This window comes from Caulobacter vibrioides (genome assembly GCF_002858865.1).
GTDB lineage: Bacteria > Pseudomonadota > Alphaproteobacteria > Caulobacterales > Caulobacteraceae > Caulobacter > Caulobacter vibrioides.
On the sequence record NZ_PJRR01000013.1, the window covers coordinates 1 to 18,000 of the forward strand.

Annotated in this window: 15 protein-coding genes and 1 pseudogene; 7 read left to right on the top strand and 9 right to left on the bottom strand. The window is 68.1% G+C overall.

The features are described from left to right. Nucleotides 1-215: pseudogene (locus CVUC_RS20010) on the top strand (hypothetical protein); the annotation flags it as partial. A gap of 433 nt (nt 216-648) precedes the next feature. Here CVUC_RS20010 and CVUC_RS08175 read toward each other — a convergent pair. The 9 genes from CVUC_RS08175 to zapE all read right to left on the bottom strand — a co-directional run bounded on the left by CVUC_RS08175 (nt 649) and on the right by zapE (nt 8,194). Then, nucleotides 649-969 (bottom strand): 2Fe-2S iron-sulfur cluster-binding protein, encoded by a 321-nt coding sequence (locus tag CVUC_RS08175; RefSeq protein ID WP_010921353.1) that lies wholly within the window; start codon nt 967-969, stop codon nt 649-651. A gap of 43 nt (nt 970-1,012) precedes the next feature. Continuing rightward, nucleotides 1,013-2,251, bottom strand: a complete 1,239-nt coding sequence (locus CVUC_RS08180) for an NAD(P)/FAD-dependent oxidoreductase (RefSeq protein ID WP_096034511.1) — start codon at nt 2,249-2,251, stop codon at nt 1,013-1,015. Between the two features lie 128 nt (nt 2,252-2,379). Beyond that, nucleotides 2,380-3,162, bottom strand: coding sequence for a succinate dehydrogenase iron-sulfur subunit (locus CVUC_RS08185; protein ID WP_096034512.1), 783 nt, complete (start codon nt 3,160-3,162; stop codon nt 2,380-2,382). A 1-nt stretch (nt 3,163) separates the two neighbouring features. After that, nucleotides 3,164-3,679 carry a hypothetical protein gene (locus tag CVUC_RS08190; RefSeq protein WP_125469944.1) on the bottom strand — a complete coding sequence of 172 codons (516 nt, stop codon included), beginning with the start codon at nt 3,677-3,679 and terminating at the stop codon, nt 3,164-3,166. Nucleotides 3,680-3,690: 11 nt separating this feature from the next. Next, complete coding sequence (gene sdhA / locus CVUC_RS08195) at nt 3,691-5,478, bottom strand: succinate dehydrogenase flavoprotein subunit (protein WP_096034514.1); 1,788 nt, start codon at nt 5,476-5,478, stop codon at nt 3,691-3,693. Continuing rightward, nucleotides 5,478-5,933: a succinate dehydrogenase, hydrophobic membrane anchor protein gene (gene sdhD, locus CVUC_RS08200; protein WP_015923304.1), complete on the bottom strand. Its 456-nt coding sequence runs from the start codon at nt 5,931-5,933 to the stop codon at nt 5,478-5,480. Before sdhD ends, sdhA begins: the two co-directional genes overlap by 1 nt. Further along, nucleotides 5,900-6,307, bottom strand: coding sequence for a succinate dehydrogenase, cytochrome b556 subunit (gene sdhC / locus CVUC_RS08205; RefSeq protein WP_010921358.1), 408 nt, complete (start codon nt 6,305-6,307; stop codon nt 5,900-5,902). Before sdhC ends, sdhD begins: the two co-directional genes overlap by 34 nt. 171 nt (nt 6,308-6,478) lie before the next feature. Continuing rightward, nucleotides 6,479-7,066 (bottom strand): NUDIX domain-containing protein, encoded by a 588-nt coding sequence (locus CVUC_RS08210; protein ID WP_096034515.1) that lies wholly within the window; start codon nt 7,064-7,066, stop codon nt 6,479-6,481. A 9-nt stretch (nt 7,067-7,075) separates the two neighbouring features. Further along, entirely contained in the window at nt 7,076-8,194 is a 1,119-nt protein-coding gene (gene zapE, locus CVUC_RS08215; RefSeq protein ID WP_096034516.1) for a cell division protein ZapE, read from the bottom strand. Between the two features lie 81 nt (nt 8,195-8,275). On the opposite strand from zapE, the gene CVUC_RS08225 reads away from it, so the two are divergent. The 6 genes from CVUC_RS08225 (at nt 8,276) to addA (ending at nt 17,973) form a co-directional block, all read left to right on the top strand. After that, nucleotides 8,276-9,151: a GNAT family N-acetyltransferase gene (locus CVUC_RS08225; protein WP_164468241.1), complete on the top strand. Its 876-nt coding sequence runs from the start codon at nt 8,276-8,278 to the stop codon at nt 9,149-9,151. Further along, nucleotides 9,148-9,594: a tRNA (adenosine(37)-N6)-threonylcarbamoyltransferase complex ATPase subunit type 1 TsaE gene (gene tsaE, locus CVUC_RS08230; RefSeq protein WP_096034517.1), complete on the top strand. Its 447-nt coding sequence runs from the start codon at nt 9,148-9,150 to the stop codon at nt 9,592-9,594. The genes CVUC_RS08225 and tsaE overlap by 4 nt, the downstream gene beginning before the upstream one ends. Next, complete coding sequence (gene amgK, locus CVUC_RS08235; RefSeq protein ID WP_096034518.1) at nt 9,578-10,669, top strand: N-acetylmuramate/N-acetylglucosamine kinase AmgK; 1,092 nt, start codon at nt 9,578-9,580, stop codon at nt 10,667-10,669. Before tsaE ends, amgK begins: the two co-directional genes overlap by 17 nt. Beyond that, entirely contained in the window at nt 10,666-11,394 is a 729-nt protein-coding gene (murU, locus tag CVUC_RS08240; protein ID WP_096034519.1) for an N-acetylmuramate alpha-1-phosphate uridylyltransferase MurU, read from the top strand. Before amgK ends, murU begins: the two co-directional genes overlap by 4 nt. Further along, nucleotides 11,391-14,381: a double-strand break repair protein AddB gene (addB, locus tag CVUC_RS08245; protein WP_096034520.1), complete on the top strand. Its 2,991-nt coding sequence runs from the start codon at nt 11,391-11,393 to the stop codon at nt 14,379-14,381. The genes murU and addB overlap by 4 nt, the downstream gene beginning before the upstream one ends. A gap of 130 nt (nt 14,382-14,511) precedes the next feature. Then, the gene (gene addA / locus CVUC_RS08250) at nt 14,512-17,973 is read left to right on the top strand and encodes a double-strand break repair helicase AddA (RefSeq protein ID WP_096034521.1); all 3,462 of its coding nucleotides are present in this window, start codon (nt 14,512-14,514) and stop codon (nt 17,971-17,973) included. Nucleotides 17,974-18,000: the final 27 nt, after the last annotated feature.

Below are 18,000 nucleotides of genomic sequence, written 5' to 3' on the forward strand. Positions count from 1 at the left end.
CAATTCAACAATGTCAAAGACCCGAACCGCCTCAGCGGCCCCATCGTTTAGCGCCCGATGTCGGCGGAGGCGGCTATCTATCCAACCCCGAATTCCGTGTCAAATCGTTTTTTTCAAAACTTTTCGAACCGGAGCGGCGAAACCCGAAAACCGGGGCCCGCCAGAGCGGCCAGCTTCTAGAGAAGTCGACCAATCCAGTCAACCGATTATTTTGAAGAAGCTTCAAAGCATCGAGTAACTAGACCTTACATCGCGCCGCTGAATTCTTGCGAAGTCTTGGCGGCGATGTTCGGAGCGGCGCTTCTAATGAGGCGACATTCCGAAGTCAACCAACTCTTTTCGACTTTTTCGACAACCGGGAGACCCAGGATCGAAGAGACAAAAAGAGGATCCCGGGGCCGCCGAAGCCGCCCTTGCGGATCCATCATTGAGTCGATTGGAGCGCGGTTTCTAGCGAAGCGTCTGGACCGATGCAACTCCCTTTCGGGGGCCGCGTCGTCCGGTCGCGATGCCGTTCCGAGCGAGGCGGTGATCTAGTCGGCCAGCCGACGACTGGCAACCCCCTCGCGACAATATAACGACGCTCTTTTGACGACGTCCTTAACAGACGCCCGTGGAGCCCGCCCAAGCGGGCTCCGGCCGTCATACTTAGTGCTGGCTTTCCGGCAGACGCACGACCAGGCCGTCCAGCGCGTCGCTGACCTTGATCTGGCAGGACAGGCGGCTGTTGGGTTCGACGTTCTCGGCGAAGTCCAGCATCGACTCTTCCATGGCCGACTTGTCGCCGGTCTTGTCGAGCCAGGCTTCGTCCACATAGACGTGGCACGTCGCGCAGGCGCAGGCGCCGCCACAGTCGGCGTCGATGCCCGGGACATTGTTCTTCACGGCGCCCTCCATGACCGTGAGGCCCGGCTTGACGTCGATGACTTGCTCGGCGCCGTCGTGCTGGATGTAGGTGATCTTGGCCATCTGTTTCCCGTTACCCTTGGAAGGCTCTCTGTATAGGGCGACCTTAGGCCGCCACCTCTTTCATGGACACCGACGGATCGGCGAGCTTGTTGGCGTCAACCGGCGTGCGCTTGGCGATCAGCTGTTTGCCGGCCATGAACTCCGGCGGAGCGTTCACCGCCTCGACAGCCTGGACCAGGTCGCCCTTGAGATGGAAGACGGCGAACTTCGCGGCGGCGACGTCGCCGCGCACGACCTGACGGTCGGCATCGAAGGGCAGCCCGGCGATCTGCAGCTTGAGGTCATACTGGTCCGACCAGAACCAGGGCGTCTCGGGCACGGGTCCCGGACGGCCCAGAATCGCCGAAGCCGCCTGCTTGGCCTGTTCGAGGGCGTTCGGAACGCTCTCCAGTCTGAACTGACGATCATAGAGCGGAAGGGGGCGATGGGTCACATCGCCGATGGCGAAGATCGAAGGATCTTCGGTCCGCGCCTCAAGGTCGACTACCACGCCATTGGCGGTGGACAGTCCGGCGTCCTTGGCCAGCTCGTCGTTCGGAACCGCGCCCACACCAACAAGCGCAACATCGCAAGCCACGACCCGGCCGTCATTGAAGCGCACACCGGTCACGTGGCCATCATGGCCTTCGAAGGCCGCAACGCCGGCGTTCAGCTCGAACGCGACGCCGTGCTTGCCGTGATAGTCCTGGAAGAAGTGGGACAGCGTCTCACAGGCGACGCGCGCCAGAACACGGCTCTCTCGCTCGATCACCATGGCGTGGCTGCCCAGAGCGCGCGCCGAAGCGGCGGCCTCAAGGCCGACATAGCCGCCGCCGACGACGGCGAGGCGCTTGTCCGGGCCCAGAGCGTTCTTCAGCAGTTCAGCGTCCGCCGCCGTGCGGAGCGCCAGGACACCAGCCAGATCCGCCCCCGGGATCGGCAGTTCGCGCGCGCGCGCGCCCGTGGCCAGAACCAGAAAATCGTAGGGGATCACCTCGCCCGAGGCGAGGGCCACGGTCTTGTCCGAACGGTTGATCCGTTCGGCGACGCCGCCGAGGCGCAACATCACATTGTTGTCGGCGTACCAGTCGGCGGGCTTGAGCGAGAGCGAGTCGGCGTCCGCCTCACCCTTCAGCCAGGCTTTGGAAAGCGGGGGACGTTGATAGGGCAGCAGCGGCTCGTCCCCGATCAGGACAATCCGACCCTCGTGACCATACTGGCGCAGGAACGCGGCGACCGAGCCGCCCGCGTGACCCGCGCCGACGATGACGACGCATGCGTTCTGATTAACTTCAGCGCTCAAGGACGCCCTCCCTTTCGTCAAAAATGACGCCGGCGTCACCTATTGGCAAGCGCCTTCGACAGAGGCGGATACGGAATGGGGCGGCTCGTTTCCGAAGCCGCCCCACATTTATCGCTCTGCAGCGTGCGTCAGACGACGCGCTCGACCATCATCTTCTTGATTTCGGCGATGGCCTTGGCCGGGTTCAGCCCCTTGGGGCAAACCTGGGCGCAGTTCATGATCGTATGGCAGCGATAGAGCTTGAAGGGATCCTCAAGCGCATCGAGGCGGTCACCGGTGGCCTCGTCGCGGCTGTCGATCAGCCAGCGATAGGCGTGCAGCAGGGCCGCCGGGCCCAGATACTTGTCGCCGTTCCACCAGTAGCTGGGGCACGAGGTCGAGCAGCAGGCGCACAGGATGCACTCATAAAGACCGTCGAGCTTTTCGCGGTCCTCGGGGCTTTGCTTCCACTCGGTCTGCGGCTCGGGCGTGTCGGTGTGCAGCCAGGGCTCGATCGAGGCGTACTGGGCGTAGAACAGCGTCAGGTCCGGGATCAGGTCCTTGACCACCGGCATGTGCGGCAGCGGACTGATCTGAACCGCCTTGCCCGGCACCTCGGCCCAGCCGTGGGTGCAGGCCAGGGTGTTGCGGCCGCCGATGTTCATCGAGCAAGAACCGCAAACACCTTCCCGGCACGACCGGCGGAAGGCCAGGGTCGGGTCGATGGTGTTCTTGATGTACAGCAGCGCGTCCAGGACCATCGGCCCGACGGCGTCGACGTCGACGTCGTAGGTGTCCCAGCGCGGGTTGCCGCCCGCTTCCGGATCGTAGCGGTAGATCTTGAAGGTCTTGACCTTCTTGGCGCCGGCCGGGGCGGGCCAGTGCTTGCCCGACTTGACCTGCGAGTTCTTGGGGAGCGCTAGCTCGACCATTCTACCGTCCTCTAGCTCGGTAATTGTGTTCTTCTTCCAACGCCACGATCAACCCGTTCAACGCTTCGACCTTGCCCAGCAAATCATTCGCTAACTTAGGATCCAGATCCTCGCCCTGCGTCAGGATTTCGTTCAGGCCTTCTTGTAGCTGACGACGAATATCGATCTTGCCGTATCTAATCTTATCCAACTGCTCTGCGGCTCGGAGAGAAAGTTCTTTCCGATCACCCAGATAGTGGAATGACAGGCGCTCCAAGGAGCTATCGACCCGCCACTCCGCATCGTTGAAATCACTGAGAACCTCTTCGATAGCTTCGCGAGAGGGCTGCCGCCCTTCCGCGAAATCACGGAGAAGTCCCCTTATCCCTTCCGGGGTGAAGTAAATGCGCCGCAAGGCTGCAACTATCTCATCCCGAACATCACCGTATCGTCGATCTAGGCGATCCTCTCGCCCAGAAGTCAGCGAACCTACGATCTCCAAGGCGGGCGAAAGCGTTGAAAGGACCTGCTCGAGCACCGCCTTCCCCCTCAGTAGACCCGTTGCTTCGGCGGGATGTAAGCGATGTCGTCCGACATGGTGTAGCTGTGGACCGGGCGGTAATCGATCTTCACCTTGCCGGTGTCGAGGTCGAGCCACGCCAGGGTGTGCTTCATCCAATCCTTGTCGTCCCGGTCGGCGAAGTCCTCGCGGGCGTGTGCGCCGCGGCTTTCGGTGCGGTTGGCCGCGCCGTTCACCGTGACGACCGCCTGGCCGATCAGGTTGTCGAACTCCAGGGTTTCCATCAGGTCGGTGTTCCACACCAAACCGCGATCGCTGACCTTGAGATCGGCCTTCTTGTCCCAGACGGCCTGCAGACGCGCAACGCCGCTGTCCAGGCTCTCGCCCGTGCGGAACACGGCGGCGTCTTCCTGCATCGCCTTTTGCATCTCAAGACGCAGTTCGGCGGTGCCGGTCGAGCCCGAGGCGTTACGGAAGCGATCGAAGCGCGCCAGGTGCGCGTCGGTCTGGGCGTCCTTCAGTTCCGGTTGCTTGGCGCCCGGCTTGAGAATCTCGGCGCAGCGCAGGGCTGCGGCGCGACCGAACACGACGAGGTCGATCAGCGAGTTGGAGCCCAGGCGGTTGGCGCCGTGCACCGAGACGCAGGCCGCTTCGCCCACGGCCATCAGGCCCGGGATCACCTGGTCGGGATTATCGCCCGACTTGGTGACGACCTCGCCGTGATAGTTCGTCGGGATGCCGCCCATATTGTAGTGGACGGTCGGCAGCACCGGGATCGGCGCCTTGGTCACATCGACGCCGGCGAAGACCTTCGCCGTTTCCGAGATACCCGGCAGACGCTCGGCCAGGATCTTGGGATCCAGGTGGTCCAGGTGCAGGAAGATGTGGTCCTTGTTGGGACCCACCCCGCGACCTTCACGGATCTCGATGGTCATCGCGCGGCTGACCATGTCACGCGGCGCCAGGTCCTTCACGGTCGGCGCATAGCGCTCCATGAAGCGCTCGCCTTCCGAGTTGGTCAGGTAGCCGCCTTCGCCGCGGGCGCCTTCGGTGATCAGGCAGCCGGCGCCGTAGATGCCGGTGGGGTGGAACTGCACGAATTCCATGTCCTGCAGCGGCAGGCCGGCGCGCAGCGCCATGGCGTTGCCGTCGCCCGTGCAGGTGTGGGCAGAGGTCGCCGAGAAGTAGGCGCGGCCGTAACCGCCGGTGGCCAGGATCACCATCTGGGCCTGGAAGCGATGCAGGGTGCCGTCGTCGAGCTTCCACGCCGTCACGCCGCGGCAGACGCCGTCGTCCATGATCAGGTCGAGAGCGAAGTACTCGATGAAGAACTCTGTGTCGTGGGCCAGCGACTGGCCGTACATCGTGTGCAGCATGGCGTGACCGGTCCGGTCGGCCGCCGCGCAGGTGCGCTGGATCGGGCCTTCACCGAAGTTCTTGGTCATGCCGCCGAAGGCGCGCTGATAGATCTTGCCGTCGGGCGTCCGCGAGAAGGGCACGCCCCAGTGCTCGAGCTCGTAGACCGCCGCCGGGGCGTTGCGGGTCAGGTACTCGATGGCGTCCTGGTCGCCCAGCCAGTCCGACCCCTTGACGGTGTCGAACATGTGCCAGCGCCAGTCGTCCTGGCCCATATTGCCCAGCGAAGCGGAAATGCCGCCCTGCGCCGCCACGGTGTGGCTGCGGGTCGGGAACACCTTGGTGATGCAGGCGGTCTTCAGGCCGGCCTGGGCGGCGCCCAGCGCAGCGCGAAGGCCAGAACCGCCGGCGCCGACGACGACGACGTCAAACTTGTGGTCGATGAACTTGTAGGCCGACATCAATGGGCTCCGGTCACGGTCAGGGCGACCTTGAGGATCGAGAAGACCCCCACGGCGCCGGCCAGCACGCAGACGAACAGGTTGCCGATCACCAGGGCGGTCTTGGTCGTGAAGCGCTCGATATAGTCTTCGATCACCACCTGCACCGCGCTTTGCAGGTGCACCAGGGCGGCGATCAGCAGCAGGCTCAAAAGCACGGCGTTGACGGGCTGGGCCATCCACTGGACGACCACGTCATGCGGCGCACGCACCTGCTTGAGCGCAGCATAGGCGCCCCACACCGTCAGCGGCGCCAGGGCCAGGCCCGAAACCCGCTCGGTGATGAAGTGGCTGACGCCGTGACGCGAGGCGCCCATGCCCCGGGCGCGCGACAGCGGCGTGCGGAACTGCTGGGGCTGAAAGAGGTCTTTCTTGCTCATGATCAGAACGCTCCGATGCCGCCGGCGATGACCCAGGTGACGATCGTCGCCACCACCGCGAACGCGATGGCCATGGCGCCGGTCATGTCGGCCGTGCGCGGGGCGAAGCCCTTGCCGGCGTCCCAGAAGGTCTGACGGATGGTGTAGGCGACGTTGAAGAACACCGCGAAGGTCTCGCCCAGCAGCACGAGCTTGCCGATCGGCGAACCCAAGAGGCCGACATAGCTCGCATAGGCGTCGGGCCCGGCGGCCAAAGCGGCGGCCCAGCCCGCCAGGATCACGGCGCCGACCCAGAGGCCGACGACGCAGCCGCGGTGAAGGATCGAGCAGGCCATCGTGATATGCCAACGCCACACCTGCAGGTGCGGCGACATCGGGCGCTCAGGCAGCCCCCGGCTCGTGTCGGTCATGAGAGGTCCAACCCCAGTAGCCTTTGTGCGTTGCGGGATGCTTTTAAGCGCGAGGGCGGGGGTGTCAATTAAACGGCGCCCTGTTGAGAAACGTTCGCAATTCTCCGCCTTGGCGGGTCGACGAGCGCATCCCAGCGCTTGAGGCGCAGGCCCTCGCCAACAATGCGAGGTCTAAGCCGCGCGCAGCTCTGTAAGGGCCAGGTGCTGGAGGAGCATGATCGTCTTGGCGTCGCGGATACGGCCGTCCGCGATCATGGCCAGAGCTTGCCCCATCGTCATCTCCAGGACCTCGATGTCTTCGCCCTCATCGGGGTGGCCTCCGCCGCCGCTGATGCGCATGGCCGCATCGTATTCGGCGACGAAGAAGTGCAGGATCTCGGTCACCGATCCGGGGCTCATGAAGGCCTCGAACACCTTGCGGACTTCACCCAGGCGGTAGCCCAGCTCCTCCTCGACCTCCGCTCGGATACGGACTTCGGGCTCGGCGTCGTCGAGCAGGCCGGCTGCGGCTTCGATCAAGAGGTCGTCGCAGCCGTTCACAAAGGCCGGATAGCGGAACTGCTTGACCAGCAGCACCGTCCGGTTCTCGATGTTGTAGGGCAGAAGGACGGCGCCGTTGCCACGATCGTAGTGCTCGCGCGACTGGGTCTGCCAGGTTCCGTCGCGGCGCTTCCAGTCGAAGGTCGTGGTCCGCAGCACGTACCAGTTGTCGGAGAGCAGTCTGGTTTCGCGAACCCGAACCCGATCCTTGACCGACATCGCCGCCTCCTAGTCCCTGACTCGACCGACATAGTCGGCGGACCGCATTTCCTGCAGGCGCGAGACGGTCCGCTCGAACTCAAAGGCCCCTTCCCCCTCTGGATAGAGCTGCTCCGGCTCGGCTTCAGCCAGCGCCACCAGCTTGACGTCGGCTTCGTAGAGCGCGTCGACCAGGGTGTTGAAGCGCCGCGCGGCGTCTCGGCGCGCCGGCGTCAGGCAAGGGACGTCCTCAAGGAAGAGTGTGTGGAAGCGCTCGGCGATCGCGAGATAGTCCTGCGGGCCGAGGGCTTGCTGGCACAGACTGGCGAAGGACGAGCGCACCAGGCCGCCCGCCGCGCGGGGCAGGCGCATCTTCCGCCCCAGCACCTCGAGAGTCGCGCCCGTCTCAGGCGCGCCGTCCAGCATGTCGGCCCAGAGGCCGTCGAACGCGGCCTGGCTCGCCTTGTCGTTGGGCGCCAACCAGGTGCGGGCCGCGCGCAGGCGATCCAGGCGGAAGTCGACGGGACCGCGCACCGCCACAACGTCCAACGCCGACTTCAGCATGTCGATGAACGGCAGGAAGAGCTGACGGTTGAGACCGTCCTTGTAGAGATCCTCCGGCGGCCGATTGGAGGTCGCCACCAGGGTGACGCCGCGCGCAAACAGCGCCTCGAAGAGCCGCCCCAGGATCATGGCGTCGGCGATGTCGGTGACCTGCAACTCGTCGAAGCACAGCAGGCGCGCTTCGCCGGCGATCCGCTCGGCGGTGGGCGCGACGGGATCATCGCCCTTGGACTGGCCAAAGCGCGCCTTGCGGGTGGCGGCGTCGCCCTTGCGCCAGACGTCGATGTCGGCGTGGACCTCGGCCATGAAGGCGTGGAAGTGGATACGGCGCTTCTTGGCCACCGGCGCGCTGTCGAAGAACAGGTCCATGACCATGGACTTGCCGCGACCGACGGGGCCCCACAGATAAACGCCGCGCTGGCTCTTGGGCTTGCGACCGAAGAACGAGAAGCCCGGCTCGCCGGCGGCGTCGAGATCGGCCTCCAGGCGCGACAGGGCCTCGACCGCGGCCGCCTGGGCGACGTCGGGCCTGATCTCGCCCTGGGCCAGGCGCTCGCGATAGGCGGTGCGAAGGGAAGTCGGCATCAAGGATTGCGGTTAGCGCGTTCGCCGCGCCGGGAGCAAGAGGGCGCTGACAGAACCGATCACCGCGCCTAAGCTCATCACATGGTTCATGTTCCGGCCGCCGGGGCGGTCCAAGCGGGCCAAGCCGCCGATCCCCACATCATCGACACCCTGATCGCCGAACGCGCCCCGCGCCTGACGGGCTCGCCGCTCTGGCCGCTGGTCAAGCCTGGTCTCTATCGCCTGCTCGACTACCGCAAGGCTCGCGCCATGGCGGAGACGATCGAGACGATGGGCGGCCAGGCGGCGCTCGATCATGTGTCGCGACTCTTGTCGCTGAAGGTCGATATCCGCGGCCTGGAGCATCTGCCCGCGGAGGGCCGCGTCGTGATCGTGGCCAACCATCCGACCGGCATTGGAGACGGCGTCGCCGTCTATGACGCCCTGAAGACCCATCGCCCGGACATCGTCTTCTACGCCAACGCAGACGCCCACCGCGTTTGCCCGCGCTTCGACGACGTCCTGATCCCCGTCGAATGGGTCGAGGAGAAGCGAAGTCGCGAGCGCATGCGCCTGACCCTATCCATGACCCGCGAGGCGATGGAGGCCGAGAGGGCGTTGATGATCTTCCCCGCCGGACGGCTGGCGGTGACGGATGCGCAAGGACGGCTCAGCGATCCGCCGTGGATGTCCTCGGCCGTCTCGATCGCCCGCAAATATGGTGCGCCGATCGCGCCCATCCACCTGGAGGGGCCGTGGTCGACCCTGTTCCACCTGTTCGGCCGTCTCTCGCGCGAGCTTCGGGACATCACCCTGTTCCACGAACTGCTGAACAAGACGGGACGGCGCTTCTCGCTGACCATCGGGCCGCCCGTTGATCCGGAGGCCTTGCCGCGAGACGCTGAGCAAGCCACCGAGGTCCTGAAGCGCTATGTGGAGCGCCAATTGCCGAACGAGCCGACGAGCCCCCTGACGTGAAGACCCTTTCCCTCGCCGACGAGGCCGCGACCCAGGCGCTGGGCCGGACGCTGGCTCGCGCCCTTCACCCCGGAGACGCCCTCTGCCTGACTGGCCCGCTCGGCGCCGGCAAGTCGACCCTGGCCCGGGCCCTGATCCGGGCTCTTACGACGCCGGACGAGGAGGTCCCCAGCCCGACCTTCACCCTCGTCCAATTCTACGAAACACCCGCTTTCCCCCTGGCCCATTTCGACCTCTATCGCCTTTCGGATCCCGACGAGGCCTACGAGATCGGTCTGGACGAGGCGCTCGACGACGGCGTCGCCCTGATCGAGTGGCCCCAGCGTCTGGAAGGGCGTTTGCCCCGGACTCGGCTCGATATAGACATCGCCCTCGACGGCGACGCCCGGCGCGCCGTCATCGTGGCGCACGGCGATTTCGAAGGACGTGACCTTGAGTTCTGAACGCGAGGCGGCCAAGGCCGCGTTCCTGTCCGCCAACGGCTTCGGCGACGTCCGCCGCGAGTCGCTGGGCGGCGACGCTTCGACGCGCGCCTATGAGCGGCTGCATCGGGGCGAGCAAAGCTACATCTTCATGGACCAGCCGCCCTCGCTCGAGACCGCACCCTGCCCGCCCGACGCCTCGCCGGCCGAGCGCGCGGCTCTGGGCTACAACGCTCTGGCGCGTCTGGCGGCGGGCCGCGTGGACGCCTTCGTGGCCTGCGCGGGGTGGCTCAACGCCCAGGGCCTGTCGGCCCCCAAGGTTCTGGCCGCAGACCCAGCCGCAGGCCTGGCGGTGCTGGAGGACCTGGGCGATGATCTCTACGCCCGCCTGATCGAGACCGGAACTGACGAGGCTCCGCTCTACGACGCCGCGATCGATGGTCTCTTGGCCATCCACGCGGCCCCGACGCCGAAGGTCCTGCGCTACGACGGCTCGACCTGGCCGCTGCTGACCTATGACGATCTGGCCCTGAAGACCGCGCACGACATCTTCGTCGAGTGGCAGCCCCGGTTCCGCGACATCGCCTTCGATGCGGCGGCGCTGGCCGAATGGGAAGCGATCTGGGCGCCGATCCGGGCCAAGGGCGAGGCCGACGCGACCGTCTTCTGCCATCGCGACTATCACGCCGAGAACCTGATCTGGCTGCCGGAACGCGACGGCGCGGCGCGGGTCGGCATGCTGGACTTCCAGGACGCCGTCCTGGCCCATCCGGCCTGGGACCTGTCGATGCTGCTGCACGACGCCCGCCGCACTGTCTCGCCGCAGCGCGAAGCCGCGTGCCTAGACCGTTATCTCGCCGCCCGCCCCGAGCTGGACCGCACGGCCTTCCTGGCCGACTACCATGCGCTGGGCGCGCTCAACATAATCCGGATCCTGGGCATCTTCGCCCGCCTAGTGACCCGCGACGGCAAGCCCCGCTACGCCGACTTCATTCCGCGCCTGTGGGTCTATCTGGACGTCTGCTTCGCCGACCCCGCCCTGGCCGAGCTGAAGGCGTGGTTTGATCGCTATGTGCCGGTGGAGACGCGTCGATGAGCAAGGCGCCCAAGATCGCCATGGTTCTGGCTGCAGGCCTTGGCACCCGCATGCGCCCCCTGACCAACGACCGGCCCAAGGCCCTGGTCGAGGTCGCCGAAAAGGCGCTGATCGATCACATGCTGGACCGGCTCGTCGCTGCCGGCGTCGAGACGGCCGTGGTCAACGTCCACTACTTCGCCGATCTGGTGGAGGCTCACCTGCGGGCCCGCGAGGCGAAGGGCCTCGCCCCCCGGATCGTCATCTCCGACGAGCGCGCCCAGGCGCTGGAGACCGGCGGCGGGATCAAGCACGCCCTGGCCTTGCTGGGCGAAGCTCCGGTGTTCGTCGCCAATATCGATTCGATCTGGATCGAACACGCCGGCGCCGCCGTCGACGCCGTGGCCGCCGCCTGGGATCCGGAGCGGATGGATGTGTGCCTGATGCTGGCCTCAACCACGGAGTCGCTCGGCTTCCACGATACGGGCGATGTGTTCCTCAGCGCTGACGGCCTGGTGCGCTTCAAGGACGCCGGAGAGATCGCGCCGCTCGTCTATGTCGGCGTGCACATCTGCAAGCCGGAGATCACGGCCGATGGTCCCGACGGGCCGTTCTCGCTCCTGCCGCTCTGGAAGCGCCTGGCCGCCGACGGCCGGGTCTGCGGCGTGGCCCCCGAGGGCCTCTGGATGCATGTCGGCGATCCGCAGGCCAAGCTGGCGGCCGAAGCCAGGCTCGCCGAGGCATGAGCGGGTCCGCGCCGTTCTTCGACCGTGAAGGGCCGCGCTGGTATTCGATCCCGGCGCACCGCCCGTTCGTCGACGATCTGGCGCGGGGCCTGTTGAACACGCTGGAGCCACTGGGTCCCGAGGCCCTGCCGCGCGCCACGGTGCTGACCCCGACCCGCCGGGGCGCGCGCGCTCTAGCCGACGCCTTCCTGTCGGTCGGCGGCGGTCGGGCGCTGCTGCTGCCGCAAATCCGGCCGCTGGGCGATCTGGACGAAGGCGAGCCGCCGTTCGAGCCGGGGGAGCTGTCCCTGACTCTGCCGCCGGCGATCTCGTCGCGGCGGCGGCGGTTCGAGCTGGCGAGGCTGGTGACCGACCACGGCGACAAGCTGTCGTTCAAGCCCGGCCCCGTTCAGGCGCTGGAACTGGCCAAGGCGCTCAGCGAGTTTCTCGACAGCTGCCAGATCGAGGAAGTGAATTTCGACGACAAGCTGGACGGCCTGGCGGAGGGCGATCTGGCCCAGCACTGGCAGGTCTCGGCCCGGTTCCTGCGATCCGTGTTGCGGGCCTGGTCCACGCGGCTGGACACTCTGGGCCTGATCGACGTCTCCGAACGTCGCGTCCGACTGCTACGCGCTCTTGAGGCGCAGTGGCGCGACAACCCACCGACCGAGGTGCTGGTCGCCGCCGGTTCGACCGGCACCGCGCCAGCGACCGCCGACCTGCTGCGGGTCATCGCCGCCGCGCCCAAGGGGGCCGTGGTGCTGCCGGGTCTCGATGAGGATCTCGCGGACACCGCCTGGGCCAAGATCGAGGGTTCCCAGGGCGAGCAGCATCCCCAGGGGGCGATGAAGCGCCTGCTGGACCGCGCCGGCGTCTCGCGCGCCGAGGTCCGCGCCTGGGTTCCCGAGGTCGACAGCCGCGGCCGCTGGCGTCGTCGCATCGTCAACGAGGCGCTGCGTCCCGCCGAAGCCACCGCCGACTGGCTGAGCCAGATCGCCGCCCTGCGCGCCGAGGCTCCCGGCCTCGACCCCGTCGCCGAGGGCCTGACGGGCTTCTCGGTCATCGCCGCCCGCGCCGAGGAAGAGGCCGCCGGCGCCTGCGCCCTCCTGCTGCGCGAAGCTCTGGAAGATCCGGTGCGTACGGCCGCCCTCGTCACCCCGGACCAGACCCTGGCGCGTCGGGTCATGACCCGCCTACAGCGGTGGGGCGTCATCCCCGACAGCTCGGCCGGCGCGCCGCTGGCCGCCGCCGGGTCGGCGATCCTGGCTTTGCACCTGGCCAGGCTGGTCGAGGAGCCGCTCAATCCCGTCCGCCTGCTGGCCTTCGCCAAGCACCCGCTCGTCTTAGGCGAGGATGAGGCGCCCGCCGCCGCCCTGCTGGAGCGCAAGGGCCTGCGCGGCGCAGCGCCGGGCTCGGCCGATGGGCTGCGCGCCCGCCTTCGCGACGCGCCGGACGCCCTGACCTTAGCCGACCGCATCCTCGCCGCCGTGAACCATGCCGCCGCGCCCTATGGCGGCGGAAAGCTCGCCGCCCCCGCCCGCGCGGCCCAGGCTCTGGTCGAGGCGCTGGAGTCGCTGATCGCGCCAGATCGTCTTTGGGCGGGCAACGCCGGGGAGTGCCTGGGGACGCTGATGGCCGCCCTGATCCAGGACGGCGAGCCCCTGCCCGACGCCTCGCCCCAGGCCTTCGCTGACATTCTCGACCGCCTGGTCAATGAGGAGACCGTCCGCGTCGGCGGGGCGAGCCATCCACGTCTGCGCATCCTCGGCGCGATCGAGGCGCGTCTGGTGCGCGCCGACCGGCTGGTGCTGGCGGGCCTTGAGGAAGGCGTCTGGCCGCAAGGTGCGCCGATCGATCCGTTCCTGTCGCGGCCCATGCGCCAGCGCCTGGGCCTGCCGCCGCCCGAGCGGCGGATCGGCCTGACGGCCCACGACTTCGCCCAGGCCGCCAGCGCGCCGCACGTGGTGCTGGTGCATTGCGAGCGGCGCGGCGGCGCGCCGGCCGTCGAGTCGCGCTGGCTGTGGCGCCTCAAGACCCTGGCCGCTGGCGCGGGCCTCGAATTGCCGCGTCGCGACGATGTGACAGACTGGGTCCGCGCTCTGGACGCGCCAGGGCCCTACGCCCCGATCGCTCGTCCCGCCCCGACCCCGCCGGTCGAGGATCGCCCACGCCGGATGGCGGTGACGCGCGTCGAGGCCCTGACCCGCGACCCCTACGCCGTCTGGGCGCGGGATATCCTGAAGCTCTATCCGCTGGAGCGACCCGACGAACCGGTCGAGGCGCGGGCGCGCGGCACCGCCATCCACGCCGCCTTTGAAAGGTTCGCCGAGCTCTATCCCGACGCCGTCCCGGCCGAAGCGGCTTTGGCCTTCGAAAAGCTCTATGTCGACGCCCTGGTCAGCGCCGGCATGCCGCCTACCGCCCTGGCCCGCGAGAAGGCCCTGGCCCGTGAGGCGGCGCTTTGGGTCGCCGACTGGGAGCGTCAACGGCGCACCCATGTGCGCCGCATCGTCGTCGAGGCCGAGGGCAAGCTGGACCTCGTCATCAACGGCCGCCCGTTCACCCTGACCGCCAAGGCCGACCGCATCGAGCCGACGCCGGACGGAACGGCCCACATCCTCGACTACAAGACCGGCGCTGCGCCGTCGCAAAAGCAGGTCGACACCGGCTTCTCGCCGCAACTGACCCTGACGGCGGCGATCCTCATGAACGGCGGGTTCCCGGATCTCGGCAAGCCGGTGCCCGGCGATCTGACCTATGTCCGCGTCACGGGCCGACGCCCCGCCGGCGAGGAGCAGGTCCGGGCCAAGGGCGACGGCGAGAGCGAGGACGCCGCGCGCAAGGCGTTGGAGGGCCTATCGTCCCTGATCGCCCGTTACGATGACCCGGACGAGCCGTACCGTTCGCGGGTCGCGCCGCAGTTCGTCAAGGAGCACCCCGGCGACTACGCGCATCTGGCGCGGGTGTTCGAATGGTCGACCAGCGGGGATGACGGAGAGGGCGAATGAGGCCGCTCGTCCAAATCCTCCCCCCAGCGGGGGAGGTGGTCGCGCAGCGACCGGAGGGGGAAGTGCGATCGGCGGGGTCATTCCCCCCTCCGGTCCTTCGGACCGCCTCCCCCACGGGGGGAGGATTGTGATGCACGACCCCCAGCGCATCGCCGCCGATCCGACGATCTCGGCCTTCGTCACCGCCAACGCCGGTTCGGGCAAGACCAAGACCCTGATCGACCGCGTCGCCCGTCTGCTGCTGGCCGGGGTCGAGCCGCAGGCCATCCTGTGCGTGACCTACACCAAGGCCGCCGCCGCCGAGATGCAGCGTCGCCTGTTCGACCGGCTGGGCAAGTGGTCGGTGACCAGCGACGCCGATCTGCGCGCCGAACTGGTCAAGCTGGTCGGCGAGGCCGACGCCCGCTACGACGCCAAGAGCCTGTCCGACGCCCGCGCCCTGTTCGCCAAGGCGCTGGAGACGCCGGGCGGCCTGAAGATCCAGACCATCCACGCCTTCTGCGAGAAGCTCTTGCGGCGCTTTCCGCTGGAGGCCGGGGTCTCGCCAGGCTTCACGGTCATGGACGATCAGGCCGGCGCCGCCATCGCCCGCGCCGCCCGCCGCGCCGTCGCCGCCTGGGTCGACAGCCACGACGACGCTTTTTCGGAAGCCTATGCCCGGTTCTCCGTCGCGCTGGATTTCCAGAGCTTCGAGGCGATGTTCGCCGGTTTCGAGGCGCGGCGCGGTCAGATCATGACCTATGTCCAGCGCTGCGGCGGTCTTGCCGTAGCCGTTTCCGACGCCTGGAGGCGTTGCGGCTTTGATGGGCCAACCTCGGCGCAAGACCTGGCCGTCAGGGCCATGGCCCGCCTCGACCTGCCGGCCTGGCGCGCCGCTGCGACAGTGCTGTTCGACGGCGGCGGCAAGCAGGACGCCAAGTCCGCCGAGGCCCTCGCCGCCGTGGCCCGCGATCCCGAAGCCACGCTGGACGTGGCCCTGCGCGCCCTCTTCACCGAGGGCGGCGAGGGGACGCCCGCGACCTGGCCGGCCAAGACCTCGGGCCTGAAGAGCCGCGAGGACCTGCGCGAGGCCCTGCTGCTGGAGCAGGCCAAGCTGGAGGCCGCCCGTGAGCAGGTCCGCGCCGCCAGGGTGGCGGAAGACACGCAGAACGCCCTGCTGCTGGCCGGTCTCTATATCGAGCGCCACATGGCCGAGAAGGAAGCGCGGGGCGCGCTCGACTTCACCGACCTGATCGACAAGACGCGGCTGCTGCTGACCGAGAAGGTCGAGGCGGCCTGGGTGCTCTACAAGCTGGACGGCGGCATCGACCACATCCTGCTGGACGAGGCCCAGGACACCGCGCCCGAGCAGTGGGAGATCCTGCGCGCCCTGACCGCCGACTTCTTCGTCGGCGAAACGTCCGAAGGCTGGAGCGGCCGCCGCGCCGAGCGGACCCTGTTCGTGGTCGGCGACGAAAAGCAGTCGATCTATTCGTTCCAGGGCGCCGACCCGACACGTCTGCTGGAAGAGACCCAGGGCTATATTTCGCGGATCGAGGCGGTCGGCGCGGTCGGTAAGGGCGTGCCGCTGACGGTCTCGTATCGCTCGACCCACCAGGTCCTGAGCTTCGTCGACGCCCTGTTCTCCGATCCGGACACCCGCGAAGGGGTGCCGCCCCCCGTCGGCCAGGATCTGGTCCGGCACGAACTCTTCCGGCACGGTCACCCCGGTTGCGTCGATCTGTGGCCGCTGACCCGTGAACTGCCCGGTGAGGACCGCGAGGCCTGGGAGAAGCCGCTCGACGAAGAGGGCGAGCGCAGCGCCAATCGTCGTCTGGCCGAAGCGATCGCCGCCGAGACCAGGGCGATCCTCGATCGCGGCGATGCGGTCTTCGACAAGGATATGGGGCGTCACCGCGCCGCTCACGCCGGCGACATTCTCGTCCTTGTTCGCCGACGCAAGGCGCTGTTCGAGGAGATCATCCGCGCCCTGAAGCGGCGCGGCGTCCCGGTGGCGGGGGCCGACCGCCTGGCCCTGTCCAGCCACATCGCCTTCGAGGACCTCGTGGCGCTGGGCCGGTTCATTCTGTTTCCCGATGACGACCTGACCCTGGCGGCCCTGTTGAAGACGCCGTTCTGCGGGCTTGGCGATGATGACGTCTACGCGCTCGCCAAGGGTCGGCGGGGGACGCTATGGGCCGAACTGACCCGACGGTCGGAGGAGCGTCCCGAATGGGCCGCCGCCCGCGCCGTTCTCGATTGGGCGCTCGCCGAAGGACGCCGCCGCCAGCCGTTCGAGTTCTACGCCGGCTGGCTGGGCCTGACTGATGCGGACGGTCGCTCGCATCGCGCCAAGGTGCTGACCCGGCTGGGCGCCGAGGCGGAAGAAGCGCTCGACGAATTCCTGGCGCAGGTGATGGAGGCCGAGCAACGCGGCGTTCGCGACCTGGAAGCCCTGGTCGCCGACTTCGCGGCGCTGGACATCATCGTCAAGCGCGAGATGGAAGGCGCCCGCCGCGAGGTGCGGGTGATGACCGCCCACGGCTCCAAGGGCCTGGAGGCGCCGATCGTCTTCCTGCCCGAGACGACGGTTAAACGCGGCGCCGGCGGCTCGCCGCTGCTGGTCACCGAGGACGGCGCCCTGCTCTGGTGCGCCTCAGGCAAGGGCGACTGCGCCGCCTCGGCCAAGGCCCGAAAGCTGCGCGAGGACAAGGAGGCGCAAGAGGCCCTGCGCCTGCTCTATGTGGCCCTGACCCGGGCCCGCGAACGGCTGATTCTCTGCGGCCGTATCGACGCCCGCACCAAGGACGACAAGGTCGGCGGCTGGTACGCGGCGGCCCGCGCCGCCTTCGCCCATCCCGACATCGCGCCAGGCGTCCGCACGATCGGCGACGGCGAGACGGCGTTCCTGCGCTATGGCCCCGATCCGCTCGGCGCGCCGAGAGTCGCCCCCGCCACGGCGGCCGTCGCCGCCCCGCCCGCCTGGATCATGGCGCAGGCGACGCCCGAGCCCGCCGCCGCCCGCTATGCCGCACCGTCGCGGCTCGAGGACACCGCCCGCGTTCCGGCACCCTCGCCTCTGGCCAGGATCGCCGGCCTTGGCCGGTATCGGCGCGGCGAGCTCATTCACAAGCTGCTCCAGCTGCTGCCGGACCTGCCGCCCGCTCAGCGCCCCGACGCGGCGCGGCGCATCCTGGCGGCCGAGCGCGACCTGACCGACACGCAGCGGACGGAGATGGCCAGCGCGGCGTTCGGGGTCCTGGAGGACGCGCGGTTCGCGGCAGTGTTCGGACCTAATTCGCGCGCCGAGGTCGCTCTGGCCGGAACAAGCGTCCATCTGCCCCAGGGCCTGGCCGTCTCGGGGCGAGTCGACCGCTTGGTGGTCGATGATGCCCGCGTGCTGGTGGTCGACTACAAGACCAACCGCCCCTCGCCGGACCGGATCGAGGACGCCGACACGGCCTATCTGGCCCAGATGGCGGTCTATGCGGCCGTGCTGCGCGAGGTGTTTCCCGGCCGCACTGTGGAGGCGGCGCTGGTGTGGACGGACGGCCCCAAACTGATGCCTGTTCCAGAAAAGGTGATGGCCCTGGCTCTGGCGCGGCTGGCTTAATCCCGTTGCCGGACGCGCCCGGTCCTC

What these genes read in the sequence shown, in the direction of transcription:
- sdhC (WP_010921358.1), bottom strand. Translation starts at nt 6,307, where the DNA reads ATGACCGACACGAGCCGGGGGCTGCCTGAGCGCCCGATGTCGCCGCAC.
- CVUC_RS08225 (WP_164468241.1), top strand. Translation starts at nt 8,276, where the DNA reads ATGGTTCATGTTCCGGCCGCCGGGGCGGTCCAAGCGGGCCAAGCCGCC.
- CVUC_RS08185 (WP_096034512.1), bottom strand. Translation starts at nt 3,162, where the DNA reads ATGGTCGAGCTAGCGCTCCCCAAGAACTCGCAGGTCAAGTCGGGCAAG.
- CVUC_RS08175 (WP_010921353.1), bottom strand. Translation starts at nt 969, where the DNA reads ATGGCCAAGATCACCTACATCCAGCACGACGGCGCCGAGCAAGTCATC.
- zapE (WP_096034516.1), bottom strand. Translation starts at nt 8,194, where the DNA reads ATGCCGACTTCCCTTCGCACCGCCTATCGCGAGCGCCTGGCCCAGGGC.
- murU (WP_096034519.1), top strand. Translation starts at nt 10,666, where the DNA reads ATGAGCAAGGCGCCCAAGATCGCCATGGTTCTGGCTGCAGGCCTTGGC.
- CVUC_RS08210 (WP_096034515.1), bottom strand. Translation starts at nt 7,066, where the DNA reads ATGTCGGTCAAGGATCGGGTTCGGGTTCGCGAAACCAGACTGCTCTCC.
- addA (WP_096034521.1), top strand. Translation starts at nt 14,512, where the DNA reads ATGCACGACCCCCAGCGCATCGCCGCCGATCCGACGATCTCGGCCTTC.
- sdhA (WP_096034514.1), bottom strand. Translation starts at nt 5,478, where the DNA reads ATGTCGGCCTACAAGTTCATCGACCACAAGTTTGACGTCGTCGTCGTC.
- addB (WP_096034520.1), top strand. Translation starts at nt 11,391, where the DNA reads ATGAGCGGGTCCGCGCCGTTCTTCGACCGTGAAGGGCCGCGCTGGTAT.